This is a genomic window from Streptomyces sp. UNOB3_S3 (assembly GCF_020740895.1).
GTDB lineage: Bacteria > Actinomycetota > Actinomycetes > Streptomycetales > Streptomycetaceae > Streptomyces.
Genome location: NZ_JAILXP010000219.1, coordinates 1 through 12,324 on the forward strand (window position 1 = coordinate 1; position 12,324 = coordinate 12,324).

Consider the following 12,324-nt stretch of genomic DNA (forward strand, 5'->3'; position numbering starts at 1 on the left):
GCCCCCGGCCCCGCCGAGCCCGTCGCCTGGGAGCCCACGGCCGTGCCCTCCGGCGAGGAGCTGCTGGAGCGCGCCACCCCGGTGGTGCTCGCGGACCCGCGGGCGCGGGCCGCGCTCGACGGGCACCGGTACGTGTTCCTGGGCGCCGGCCTGCTCTCCGACGACAAGGACCGCACGACGCCCGCGATCCTGGTGCTCGTCTACGACTACACCGACGACCGCACGCTGGAGTTCACCCTCGACGACGGCGAGCCGCCGGTGCTCACCGGTATGACCGCGGGGCCCGCGCAGCCCGCCCTCTCGGACGCCGAGATCGAGCGGGCGGTCGCGATCGCCCGCGCCCAGTCCGAGGCCGTGCGCCGGGCCCCGGCCGACGCCGTGCCCATGGTGCTGCTGACCAGCGACGTCCACGAGGGCGACGAGCACCACGGCCGGCGGCGCGCCTATGTGGCCTTCGGTTCCCCCGACCGGCGCATGCCCCAGGTGCGTGTCCTGGTCGACCTCGGGGAGGAGCGGGTGGTCGGCACGGGAAGGGGGGAGGGCGATGAGTGAGTCGGGCCGGATCAGCTGGCCCGCCCAGCAGCCGGTGTGGACCTTCGACTGGCGGCTGGCGGACGCCCCCGACGAGGAGGGCATCGTCATCCTCGGCGCCGCCTACCGGGGGCACCAGGTCTTCGCCAAGGCCAGCCTGCCGTCGCTGCGGGTGCAGTACGAGGGGCCGTGCGGCCCCTACAAGGACCCGCTCAACTACAACAACTCGCACCCCACCTCGCGCTGTCCGCAGAACAGGGTGTGCGTCTACGCCTACACCAGCGGGGGGCTGCGCGCCCTGAGCGTGGAGTCGTACCACACCATCAGCGCCTACCGGCTGACCCACCGCTGGGTGTTCTGGGAGAACGGCGTGGTGATGCCCCGGCTCTTCAGCGCGGGCATCCAGTGCCCCTTCAACCACCGCCACCATGTGTACTGGCGGCTGGACTTCGACATCGACGGCGCCCAGCGGGACCTGGCGCTGGAGTACAACACCTATACGGGAGAGGAGGGCTGGGGCGTCGGCTGGCACCCCTTCCGCACCGAGACCAAGCGGCTGAAGAACCCGCCGTCGCGGCGCAGCTGGGCCGTCGTCGACCTGGACAGCCACCGCGGCTACCACGTGCTGCCCGGGCCGAACGACGGCACCGCGGACGCCTTCTCCGCCTCCGACCTGTGGCTGCTGCGCTATCGCGCGAGCGAGGACCGCTACGGCCGGCAGGGCACCGCGGCCGACGACGGGCTCGGCGCCTACCTCGGCGGCGAGAGCACCGACGGCCAGGACCTGGTCGTCTGGTACGCCGCGCACCTCTTCCACCGCGTCTCCCAGGGAGGCGACGACTGGCACGGCGTGGGCCCGGACCTCGTCCCGTTCGGGCCGTGGTGACGGACGGGCGCCGCCTCGGGCGCCCGTCCCGGCACACCGGACCGCGTGTCAGACCAGCAGGCCCCGCACCAGCCCGGTGATCAGGTCGTTGACGCCGCCCACCACACTGCCGAGCGTGTTGACGAGCCCGCTCAGCAGGCCCTGCACGGCGGGGACCAGCCCGGCGCCGTCGACCCGGCCGCCGTCGCGGGCGGCCCGCTCCTTCGCGAGCCGTACGGTCGCGGCGACCGCGTCGGTCGTGGCGAGCGTGACGGCGCGGAGCTCGGGACGTCCGGTGCCCGCCTGCCGCTCCAGGCCGGCCCGGGCCCGGCCCAGCGCGTCGAGGTTGTCCCGGATCACCCCGCAGTGCCCGGCGCGGGACCGCTCCGGGCCGAGGGCCGCGCAGCCCGCGGCCTCCTCGGCCGCCTCCTTGCCGACGGCGTTCTCGTCGATGGCCCGCATCGCCTGGCCCGCCGCCCTGCGCACGGCGTCGGGCGACGGGGCCTGGACGTGGTCGGTGACACCGGACGGCGCGGACACCGTGCCGGCCGTGGTGGGGGCCGCGGTGCCGAGGAGGAGCGCACCGCACACGGTGGCGGACACCAGCAGGCCGGATCTTCGGGGGACACCCATGGAGGTAACTCCTTCGAACAGAAGGGGATCTTCACGACGACCCTGCGCCGGGTGTGCCGACCCCGCAAATCGGGCCTCCCCTAACAGCCCAGCAACCACCCGGCCAGAGGGTGTACTTCGGGCGTGGCGCCGTTGACATCGCGTGAGCGGACCACACGGGAGCCCCGCACACGGCTGTGTGCGGGGCTCCCGTGGTGGCACGCGCGGTGGCGGTCGTCATGTCGCCAAAACGCTTCAGACCTCCAGCTCGGCCTCGATGCGCCGGAGCTGGTGGCGGGCCATCGCGAGGTTGGCGCGCTTGCTGTCCAGGGCCAGGTACAGGAAGAGGCCGTTGCCGCCCCGGCCCGTCAGCAGCCTGATCAAGTGGTACTGCGTACCGAGGGTGATGAGGATGTCCTCGATGCTGTCCTGGAGGTTGAGCAGCTCCATGGCACGCAGCTTCGCCCGGACGACGTCCATGTTGCCCGCGGCCGCGACGTTGAGGTCGAGCGTCGCGGAGCCGCCCAGGGTGCCCAGCGCCATGCCGCTGCCGTAGTCGACGAGGGCCACGCCCAGCGCGCCGTCGATCGAGTTCATCGCGTCCTTGAGGGCCGTTTCGGTGTTCGCCATGGGAAATCCATTTCCTTGTCGATGAATTGCCGTCGGTGAGTGTGTGCGCAGGGGATGCGCGCGGGGAAATTTATGGACAAATATGCAATCGGCTACGCCTGGCGCTGCCGCTCCAGTGCGCCGTCGACGAGTTCCGCGATACGGGCGCCCGCTCTGCGGGCCTCCAGATTCAGCCGCCCCACATTGGCGTCGGCCGCGGCCAGCAGGGTCAGCACGCTCGCGGAGCCGGCCGCGTAGGTGGCCACGTAGCCGAGTTCGCCGCTGATGACGAGTTCCCGGAACCCCCCGTGGCCCACGGCGTCGGAGAGCCGTGCCCCGACGCCCAGGGCCGCCGCGGTCAGCGCGGCCAGCCCGTCCGGTTCGGCACCGGTGACGAGATGCGCGATCACCAGCCCGTCCGTGCTCGCCACCATGGCACCGGTCAGATGCGGTACCCGGACACGTAACCCCTGGAGCTCGGCGAGCACCTCGGGTGCGGCGGTCATCGGCTGCCTCCTTACGACGAATTGCCTCAACGCGCGCCTCATCATGGGATCGGTGGGACCCGGCCGGCACCCGGCACGGTCGCGGAACGTCTCAGGGTCACAAGGCCTCCAATGCGTCGCGGATCCGTCGGAGCAGAGAGATCTCCGGGGCGTCGGCGGGGAGCCTCGCGGCCGGCGCCGGGCGGGGCGCCGGTGTGCCCGGCGCCGGGGTCCGCACCAGCCCCGCCGCCGCCAGCCGCCGGACGTCGAGGAGGGTGGCGAAGGCGGAGCGGCCGAGCGCCCCGGCGATCTGCGTCGGCGTCCGTACCCCGTCGGCCGCGGCCAGCACCGCGCCGCGCCCGCACCCCGGCCCGGCCGCCGCGCGCCGCCCGACGGGGACGACCGGGGACACATCGAGCTCCGGGCAGGGCCAGGCCCGCTCCAGCAGGCGCCGGCGGCGGCGCACTTCGCGCTGCACGGCCGCCACGGGGACGGGACGGACGGGCCCGAACCAGTGCCGGGCCTCCCGCAGGAACCGGTCGGGGGCCCGCTGGGAGCCGTCGAGCGGGGACAGCACGAAATAGGCCGCGTCGAACAGGGCGCTGAGGTGGCACAGTTCGAGCTCGCCCCGGCTCAGCCGGCCGCGTTCGACGAGCAGGCTCCCCGCGCGGTGGTCCGGCCCGCCCTCGGCCACCGCCTCCTCCCAGCTCTCGCGCGAGAGCCGGCCGCCCGCCGTCAGCCGCCACCCCACGTCCGGCACGACGGGGCTCTCGGCGTGCACCAGGGCGCCGTCGGCGAGATAGAGCGCCCCGGCCCGGCCGTGCAGCGCGCCCGTCGCCCGCTCCCGGGCGAGCCGGTCCAGCGTGGCCGTCACGACGGCCCCGCCCGTACGCGGGCCCGGCCCCATGGCCTCTCCCGCCACTCCCGCCACTCCCGCCACTCCCGCCACTCCCACCGCTCCAGCTCCAGCTAACGCCGTCACGCCGACACCAGCCGGGTCGCGAGGTCCTTCATCCGGAACAGCGCCACCGCGAGATTGGCCTCCGTACGGTCCAGCCAGAGGTAGAGGAAGACGCTGCTGTCGAACGACGTCGCCACGTACCGGAAGAGGTGGTAACTCCCCCGGGCCGTGACGATCAGCTCCTCCACCGGCCCGTCGCGGCGCGCGCCGCCGCCCGTGAACACACCGTTCTCCACGGCGAGCCGGGCGAGTTCGGCGGCCTCCGCCGCCGACGCCTCGTGGTCGCCGTCCGGTCCGTCGCCCGCCGCCCCCAGGGTGAGCCCGCTCGCCCAGTCCACCAGGCTCGCGCCCCGCGCCCCGGGAATGGCCATGGCCTCCGTCAGGCACCCGTCTATTCCGGTCACACGATCCTCTCCAGCCGCGCGACGGCAACAGGGAGCGCCGCGTCTCGGTACAAGGGGGGTGATCACCAGGGGACGTGGCCCATGCGACGGAAGCTAACCGATAACGGTGGTGCGGGGTGAGGGTTTTGGCATTTTCCCTCGGCACATGTACGGGAGTGCTATAAGCCCCGCCGGCATACCCCGCCGACCCGGCTCCGGGGAGGAGCGGCGGTACACCGAAGGATGTAGTGAGGGTTCATCACCGCCTACGAGGTCCGCCGTCCGGCACGCGCCGAGGATGAGGAGAACGACGATTCCGGGGGCTTCCATGACGCGGACCGCACGATCCACCGCACCCGTACCGGCGCCGGCCTCCGGCCGCGCCGGTGCCGGCGGCGGGCCACCGGGGCGGCTGCCGCTCCTCGACGTGCTGCGCGGCGCGGCCGTTCTGGGCACGCTGATGACCAACGTGTGGCTGTTCACCGGGCCCGGGGCGGAGTGGGGCGTCCTCAGCGGCGGCGCGGGCGGCGGCGGGGCCACGCTGCGCGGCGCGCTCTCCGGTCCCTCCCTGTCATCGGTGGCCGAGAGCCTCTTCCGCTTCCTCGCCGACGGCAAGTTCCTGTCGATGCTGACCATGCTGTTCGGCGTGGGGCTGGCCATCCAGTTCGCTTCCGCGTCCGGGCGGGGGCAGCCCTGGCCCGGCCGCTACCGACGGCGGGCGCTGTTCCTCCTCGCCGAGGGGACCGTGCACTTCGTGCTGGTCTTCGCCTGGGACGTGCTCATGGGCTACGCGGTCACGGCCCTGCTCGTGGCCCGGCTGCTCGCCCGCTCCGAACGCGTCCGCCGCACGGCGATGTGGGTGGCGGCGGGGCTGCACCTCACGGTGATGGCCCTGCTCACCCTCGCCGCGACGACGGCGGGCACGGGCGACGGCGGCGACGGCCCCGATCCCCGCGTCGTCGGCCTCTACGCCCACGGCGGCTACCTCGACCAAATCGCCTTCCGGCTCCAGAACGCGATCGCCCTGCGCATGGAGCCCGTGCTCTCCTTCGGGCTGCTGGTCTTCCTCTTCCTCCTCGGCGTACGGCTGTTCCGCGCGGGCGTCTTCGGCGACGACGGGACCGGGCGGCGGCTGCGGGTCCGGATGCTCCGCTGGGGCCTGGGCGCCGGGCTGCCGCTCAACGCGGCGACGTCCCTGGGCGGTATGGACTTCTTCCTGCTGAGCCGCTACGTCGCCGCCCCCGTGGTGGCCATCGGGTACCTCGGCCTGATCGGTGTGCTGATGGACCGTCGGCGGAGCCGCGGCCGGGGCCGGGTGGCGGCCGGGCTGGGCTCGGTGGGACGGATGGCACTGACCTGCTACGTCGGCCAGAACGTGCTGTGCGTGCTGGCCTGCTACGGCATCGGCCTGGGGCTCGCGGACCGGTTCGCGGGCACCGGGCCGTGGTGGGTGATGGGGCTCTGGGCGGCGGTGGCCCTGGCACTCGTGGCCGGGTCGACGCTGTGGCTGCGGAAGTTCGCCCACGGCCCGCTGGAGTCGGCGCAGAAGTGGGCCCTGCGGCGCTGACCCCGCCCCGGTCAGTCGTAGGGCACCACGGCGACGGGGCACGGGGCGTGGTGGACGCACGCCTGGGCGACCGCGCCCAGGCGGGGTGCCAGGGCGGGCCGGTTCCCGCGGCGCCCGACCGCGAGCAGGTCGGCGCCCCCGGCGGCCCGTACGACCGCGCGGGCCGGGCTCTCCAGCCGGACGCTGTCGACCACGGGCACGTCCGGATACGTCTCGCACCAGGGGCGCAGCGCCGCCGTGAGCCGCTGTTCCGCGTCGCCGGCGAGTTCCTCGGCGATGTCGGGGTCGACGCCCCAGGGGGCGTAGGCCTGCACGGGCAGGGAGCGCGCGTACACGACGCGCAGGGCCACCCCGCGCGCGGCCGCCTCGGTGAAGGCGAAGTCGAACAGCGCGGGTGCGGGCCGTTCCAGGCCGGTGCCCAGCACCACGCCGCCCTCGGGCGAGGGCTCCGTGCCCGCGCGGACCAGCACGACCGGCCGTTCGGCGCGCCCGGCGACGCGCAGGGCGGTGTCGCCGAGGAAGAAGCTCTCCAGCCGGTCCAGGCCGCGTGAGCCGAGGACGAGCACCGACGAGCGCTCCGCGGCGGCCAGCAGCGCGGCGGCGGGCTCGTCGGCGACCAGGTCCTCCACGACGGTCAGCGCGGGGAAACGCCCGAGGACCTCGGTCCGGGCGGCGCGCACGATGCGGCGCGCCCAGTAGTCCCGGTCCCGCTCGGGCGGCAGGTCCGGCGGGCCGGGCACGTGCATGATCCAGGCGTGCAGCAGGCGCAGCGCGAGCCCGCGCCGGTCGGCCTCGGCGGCCGCCCAGAGCGCGGCGGCCAGGCTCTCGGGCGAGCCGTCCAGGCCCGCGGTGACGGGTGCCGGTTCCATGACGACCGCCTCCGTCCGGTCCGGGTCCCCCTTCCAGTGTCGGTCAGGGGGCCGGGCCGGACGGCGCCCGGCGGGGCGTGCCCGCCGGGGCGGCGTACCGGGGCCGGCCATCGGCTTCCGGCCCCGGCACGCGCCCGGGGGACCGAGCGGGGACGACATCCCGTCCGGGCTGTGACCAGCGTGCCGTCACGGCGGCGCGGCGCGCAGGGGCCGAACGGGCCACGCCCGGGGACACCCGGGCCTTGCCGTCCCCCCGGGCCCGGCGCACGGTGGAAGGAGCGAGGGCCCGACGGGGGCGCCGCCCGGGGACGACGGCACCGGAGGTGAGCACGATGACGGTCCCGGAACCGCAGGCTCCGCGATCCCCCGGGCCCGGGGCGGCCGTGGCGGAGACCACGGCCTGGGTCGTCGACCACACGGCGCCCGCCGCCGAGCGCCCGCTGCGCCGGGAGCGCAGACCACTGGCGGAACCCGGCCCGCACGATCTGCTGATCAAGGTGCGGGCGTGCGGGGTGTGCCGCACCGATCTGCATCTGGCGGAGGGCGACCTGCCGCCGCGCGCGCCCCGCCGTACGCCCGGCCACGAGATCGTCGGCCGGGTGCTGGCCGCCGGGCCGGCCACGGAGGGTTTCGCCCCGGGCGACCGGGTCGGCGCCGCCTGGCTGGCGGGCGCGTGCGGGACGTGCCGCTACTGCACCGGCGGCCGGGAGAACCTGTGCCCGGACTCCCGCTACACCGGCTGGGACATCGACGGCGGCTACGCCGACCACGTGGTCACGGACTCCCGCTTCACCTACCGGCTGCCGGAGGGCCCGCCGGACGAGGAGCTCGCGCCGCTGCTCTGCGCGGGGATCATCGGCTACCGCGCGCTGCGGCGCGCCGAGCTGCCGCCCGGCGGCGCGCTCGGCATCTACGGTTTCGGCGCGTCCGCCCATCTGACCGCGCAGCTGGCGATCGCCCAGGGCGCGTCCGTGCACGTCCTCACCCGTGCCGAGCCGGCCCGCCGGCTGGCGCTCGAACTGGGCGCGGCGTCGGCGGGCGGCACCTACGACGATCCGCCCGTGCCGCTCGACGCGGCGATCCTGTTCGCTCCCGTCGGGGATCTCGTGCCGGTGGCGCTGGCGGCCCTCGACCGGGGCGGGACGCTGGCCGTGGCCGGGATCCATCTCACCGACATCCCGGTGCTCGGCTATCAGCGGCACCTCTTCCAGGAGCGGACGCTGCGCAGCGTCACCGCTAACACGCGGGCCGACGGGCGCGCGTACCTGTCGGAGGTGGCGCGGCACCGGCCGGTGGTGCACGTGCGTCCGTACCCGATGAGCCGTGCCGACGAGGCGCTCGCGGATCTGGCGGGGGACCGGGTCACGGGCGTGGCGGTGCTGATCGCGGAGGAGTGATCCGGTCCGGCCGCGCGTCCGCGCCGGATCGGGGCCGTTCGGCCCATGGCGGTCCGGCGCATGCTGGATCATGATCCGGGTAGGACGGCACACCGACAGGGCGTCAGCCTCGTGCCGTCCCGCGCGCACAACGGTCGACGAGTCGATGAGGAGCCGGAGCGGTGGAGCAGCAGTCAGCGCGAGCGGGGGCGTTCTCCGCGGAGCGGCCGATCCGGGTGTTCCTCCTGGACGACCACGAGGTCGTACGGCGGGGCGTCCACGATCTGCTCGACGGCGAGGACGACATCTCGGTCGTCGGCGAGGCCGGCAGCATCGCCCAGGCGCTCACGCGCGGGCCCGCGCTCCGGCCCGACGTGGCGGTGCTGGACGTCCGGCTGCCCGACGGCGACGGCATCACGGTCTGCCGCGAGCTGCGGTCCCGGATGCCGGGGCTGGTCTGTCTGATGCTCACGTCGTTCGACGACGACGACGCGCTGCTGGACGCGATCATGGCGGGGGCGTCCGGCTACGTCCTGAAGCAGATCAAGGGCTCCGACCTGGTGGCCGCCATCCGCACGGTCGCCTCCGGCCAGTCGATGCTGGACCCGGCGACGACCACGCGCCTGATGAACAGCCTGCGCGGCGAGGACGAGCGGCCCGAGCCGGAGGACGAGCGCCTGGCCGGGCTGTCGCCGCGCGAGCGGGAGATCCTCGGTCTCATCGGGGACGGCATGACGAACCGTCAGATCGCGGAGCGGCTCTACCTGTCCGAGAAGACGGTCAAGAACCACATCTCGCGGATGCTCGCCAAGCTCGGCGTGGAGCGCCGGATCCAGGCGGCCGTGCTCGCGTCGAGCGTCGCCCGGCCGTCCTGAGAGCGCGTTCGCCCAGGCCGAGCCCCCGGGCCCGCCCGCGCGGAACGCCCTCGGGATGCCGCTCCTTCACGCCCATGGCGGCGAGGTCGACCCAGGCCCACTATCAGGGCAGGGACCGAACAGAGAGGCAACCTCATGAAATCGAGGGCCTTCCGCCTCACCCCGGCAGCGGCAGTACTTACCGCGGGTCTGCTGCTGGCCGGCGCGTCGGGGGCGGCCGTCGCGACTCCGGCGGATGACTCCGCGAGCGCGACGAGCAACAGCGCGAACAAGTCGGATGACAAGCAGACATCGCCGACCTGGTACGTGCGCAGCAGGTGGCAAAGCGATCAGGACTGCTGCTACGCGGCAGGCAACCACGGTCAGAATGACACCCACGAGTGGCACCAGTACAAATGCCAGCAACACGGCAACTGGTGGTGGCTGTACACCGACACCAAGCCCTGAACGACGACCCGGCACCCCCGTTCCCTCCGGACACCCGCCCGGAGGGGACGGTCACCCACCCGCTCAGTGTCCCGGCAGCGGAATACTCCACGTCAGAACCGTCCCGCAGCCCGCCGGCGCTGTCAGGCGCAACCGGCCGCCGTGCCGCGCGGCCCGCTCGGCGAGGTTGCGCAGGCCGCTGCGGCGGCCGCCCTCGCCCTCCGGCATCCCGGCACCGTTGTCGGTGACGGTCAGCGTCAGCCGACGGCCGTCGTTGACGACGGCGACGTCCACCGACCGGGCGCCGGCGTGGCGGGCCACATTGGCCAGGGCCTCCCCCAGGACCGCGGCGACGTCCTCGGTGACCTCGCGCGGCACCTGGGTGTCCAGCAGCCCCTCCATCCGCAGGCTCGGGGCGAAGCCCAGGAGCGTGCCGCCCTCGCCGACGGTCTGGACGACCCGGCTGCGGAGCCCGTGCTGGGGGGAAGTCTCCCGGGACCGCAGGCCGAAGATCGTGGACCTGATGATCTTGATGGTCTCGTCGAGGTCGTCGACCGCCCGCTGGACGCGCTCGGCGGCCTCCGGGTGGTCGATAAAGCGGTCGGCGCTCTGGAGCGTCATGCCGGTGGCGAAGAGCCGCTGGATGGCCAGGTCGTGGAGATCGCGGGCGATGCGGTCGCGGTCCTCCAGCACGGCGATCTGCGCGGCGTCCGCGCGGCGTTCGGCGAGCTCCATGGCCACGGCGGCCTGCCCCGCGAAGGCGAGGAGGGGCTCGGTCTCCTCCTGGGTGAACGGCGCGCGCCCCTTGGCCCGGGCCAGCAGCAGCACGCCGCGCACCGCGTCACCGGAGGTGAGCGGCACGGCCACGGCGGGGCCGGCGGCGCGGCAGGGACCGGCGGCGTTCGCCGGGTCCGCGGCGAGGCCCGCGCTGAGGACCGGCCGGCCCTCGGTGTACGCGCTCCCGACGAGGGTGCCGCCGACGGCCAGTACCGTGCCGCGCAGTTCGTCGGCCCCCTCCCCCAGGGCGGCCTCGACGGTCAGCGCGGGCTCCCCCTCCGGCAGCGGCAGGGAGACGGTGACCAGGTCGGAGCAGGTGATCTCCTTCGCCCGCTCGGCGATCAGGCCGACGACGTCGGCCGGCCGGCTGCCGGACATCAGACGGTTCGTCACCTCGGCGCCCGCCCGCAGCCAGCGTTCGCGGCGGGTGGACTCCTCGTACAGCCGGGCGTTGTCGATGGCGACGCCCGCGGCGACGGCGAGTGTGGACAGCACCTCCTCGTCCTCGTCCTCGAAGTCCGCGCCGCCCCGCTTCTCGGCCAGGTAGAGATTGCCGAAGACCTGCTCGCGCACCCGGATGGGCACGCCCATGAAGCTGCGCATCGGCGGGTGCTCCGCCGGGAAGCCGTACGAGGCCGGGTGCGCGGAGATCCGGGACAGCCGCAGCGGCTCGGGGTGGCGGATGAGCTCGCCCAGGATGCCGTGGCCCGACGGGTAGGGGCCGATGGCCCGGATGTGCTCCTCCGGCAGCCCGACGGTGAGGAACTGCGACAGCGTGCGCCCGTCCGGCCCGATGACGCCCAGCGCGCCGTACCGGGCGTCCACGAGCACCACGGCCGCCTCGACGATCCGGCGCAGCACATGCTCCAGGTCCAGCTCGCGCCCGACCGACATCACGGCCTCCAGGAGGCTGTGGACCCGGTCCCGGGTGCCTCGCGCGGCGTCGATCCGGGCCTGGAGCTCCTCCAGCAGCTCGTCCAGCCTGAGCTGCGGTAAGCGCACCACCATTCCGTGCCTCCTCGTAGGCGCGTCCGAACCGTCACGGACGGACAAACCCGCCCACCCGGAGACCACCGTATCCGCTGGCCGGAGCGCTGCGGGAGCCGGGGCCGGGCCATTGTGGGGCCCGGCCCGGGCGCCTTCTCGGGCGCCTTCTCGGGCGCCGGTTCAGGCGCCGGCTCAGGTGCCCGGCTTGCGCCCGTAGACGTAGACGTCGTCGCCGTTCTTCAGCATCGACCAGTACGTTTTGGCGTCCCCGCGCCGCATGTTGACGCAGCCGTGGGAGCCGGGCGCCGACCAGACGCTGCCGTCGATGGCGTGGAACGCCTGCCCGCCGTCGAAGAACTGGCTGTAGGGCATCCGCACCTTGTAGATCGTCGACCAGTGGTCGACGCTGCGCCAGTAGATCTGCTTGAGCCCGGTGCGCGTCCCGTACCCGTCCCGGCCGGACCGTATCGGCACCGGCCCGAAGGCCAGCCGCGAGCCGTCCTGTATCCAGCTCAGCTGACGGGTCAGGTCGACGCAGGCGATCCGGCCCTTGTTCACCGGGCACTTGCGCTCGGCGTTGGGGTTGCTCCCCGCGGCGCGCTGCTTGCCGACGAGGTCCATCACGCCCCAGGTGACGGGCCCGGCGTAGCCGGCGGCGGGGCTGATGCCGTGGTCGAGCTGGAAGTCCCGGATCGCCCGGCAGTCGGCGGGCGACTGCCGCCCGTCGACGGGCCGTCCAAGGAACCGCTCGGCCTGCTTCTGGTACGGCCCGGTGCCGGCGGTGCACGAGGCCGTCGCCGCCTGCGCGCTCCCCGCCCCCGCCGTGACGGCCAGCGGCACGGCCAGCACGGCCGCCGCGCCGAGGAGAACACCGACTCGTCCGCGTGCGCGGACGTCCGCTCTGCTCACTGCTGCGCTTGTCATGCCCGTATGACACGCGGGGAGGCCGCTTGGTTGCGCTTCGAATAAGTCGCGGTGACGCGCGCGGGGAGGTTTCGGGA

14 protein-coding genes are annotated in these 12,324 nt (G+C 74.3%); 6 read left to right on the forward strand and 8 right to left on the reverse strand.

Annotation, left to right across the window (positions count from 1 at the left end; genetic code table 11):
- Positions 1–552 (forward strand): hypothetical protein (locus tag K6I33_RS22395; RefSeq protein WP_229355915.1); only part of this gene is annotated, 552 nt, incomplete at its 5' end.
- On the forward strand, positions 545–1,417 hold the full coding sequence (locus K6I33_RS22400; RefSeq protein WP_229355917.1) for a hypothetical protein: 873 nt from the start codon (positions 545–547) through the stop codon (positions 1,415–1,417). The genes K6I33_RS22395 and K6I33_RS22400, both read left to right, overlap by 8 nt.
- Positions 1,418–1,465: 48 nt before the next feature.
- Here K6I33_RS22400 and K6I33_RS22405 read toward each other — a convergent pair whose 3' ends face one another.
- The 5 genes from K6I33_RS22405 to K6I33_RS22425 all read right to left on the reverse strand — a co-directional run bounded on the left by K6I33_RS22405 (position 1,466) and on the right by K6I33_RS22425 (position 4,467).
- On the reverse strand, positions 1,466–2,029 hold the full coding sequence (locus K6I33_RS22405) for a hypothetical protein (RefSeq protein ID WP_229355919.1): 564 nt from the start codon (positions 2,027–2,029) through the stop codon (positions 1,466–1,468).
- 234 nt (positions 2,030–2,263) lie between these two features.
- Positions 2,264–2,638 carry a hypothetical protein gene (locus tag K6I33_RS22410; RefSeq protein ID WP_229355921.1) on the reverse strand — a complete coding sequence of 125 codons (375 nt, stop codon included), beginning with the start codon at positions 2,636–2,638 and terminating at the stop codon, positions 2,264–2,266.
- A 92-nt stretch (positions 2,639–2,730) separates the two neighbouring features.
- Positions 2,731–3,165, reverse strand: coding sequence for a roadblock/LC7 domain-containing protein (locus tag K6I33_RS22415; protein WP_229355931.1), 435 nt, complete (start codon positions 3,163–3,165; stop codon positions 2,731–2,733).
- A gap of 55 nt (positions 3,166–3,220) precedes the next feature.
- Positions 3,221–4,009, reverse strand: a complete 789-nt coding sequence (locus K6I33_RS22420; protein ID WP_229355933.1) for a transcriptional regulator — start codon at positions 4,007–4,009, stop codon at positions 3,221–3,223.
- 71 nt (positions 4,010–4,080) lie between these two features.
- A complete protein-coding gene (locus K6I33_RS22425; protein WP_229355935.1) occupies positions 4,081–4,467 on the reverse strand; it encodes a hypothetical protein in 387 nt (128 codons plus the stop codon).
- Positions 4,468–4,774: 307 nt separating this feature from the next.
- On the opposite strand from K6I33_RS22425, the gene K6I33_RS22430 reads away from it, so the two are divergent.
- On the forward strand, positions 4,775–6,013 hold the full coding sequence (locus tag K6I33_RS22430) for a DUF418 domain-containing protein (protein WP_229355937.1): 1,239 nt from the start codon (positions 4,775–4,777) through the stop codon (positions 6,011–6,013).
- A gap of 11 nt (positions 6,014–6,024) precedes the next feature.
- On the opposite strand, the gene K6I33_RS22435 is transcribed toward K6I33_RS22430, so the two are convergent.
- Positions 6,025–6,882 (reverse strand): universal stress protein, encoded by an 858-nt coding sequence (locus K6I33_RS22435; protein ID WP_229355939.1) that lies wholly within the window; start codon positions 6,880–6,882, stop codon positions 6,025–6,027.
- 332 nt (positions 6,883–7,214) lie between these two features.
- Here K6I33_RS22435 and K6I33_RS22440 point away from each other — a divergent pair, with 332 nt between their 5' ends.
- From K6I33_RS22440 to K6I33_RS22450, 3 genes are all read left to right on the forward strand, one after another.
- Complete coding sequence (locus K6I33_RS22440) at positions 7,215–8,279, forward strand: zinc-dependent alcohol dehydrogenase family protein (protein WP_229355941.1); 1,065 nt, start codon at positions 7,215–7,217, stop codon at positions 8,277–8,279.
- Between the two features lie 161 nt (positions 8,280–8,440).
- Positions 8,441–9,133 (forward strand): response regulator transcription factor, encoded by a 693-nt coding sequence (locus K6I33_RS22445; RefSeq protein WP_308297269.1) that lies wholly within the window; start codon positions 8,441–8,443, stop codon positions 9,131–9,133.
- 135 nt (positions 9,134–9,268) lie between these two features.
- Positions 9,269–9,580 (forward strand): hypothetical protein, encoded by a 312-nt coding sequence (locus K6I33_RS22450; protein WP_229355943.1) that lies wholly within the window; start codon positions 9,269–9,271, stop codon positions 9,578–9,580.
- Positions 9,581–9,643: 63 nt separating this feature from the next.
- Here the strand turns inward: K6I33_RS22450 and K6I33_RS22455 are convergent, their stop codons facing one another.
- Positions 9,644–11,344 carry a GAF domain-containing protein gene (locus tag K6I33_RS22455; RefSeq protein WP_229355945.1) on the reverse strand — a complete coding sequence of 567 codons (1,701 nt, stop codon included), beginning with the start codon at positions 11,342–11,344 and terminating at the stop codon, positions 9,644–9,646.
- Between the two features lie 171 nt (positions 11,345–11,515).
- Entirely contained in the window at positions 11,516–12,247 is a 732-nt protein-coding gene (locus K6I33_RS22460) for a L,D-transpeptidase family protein (protein ID WP_229355947.1), read from the reverse strand.
- Positions 12,248–12,324 lie beyond the last annotated feature (77 nt).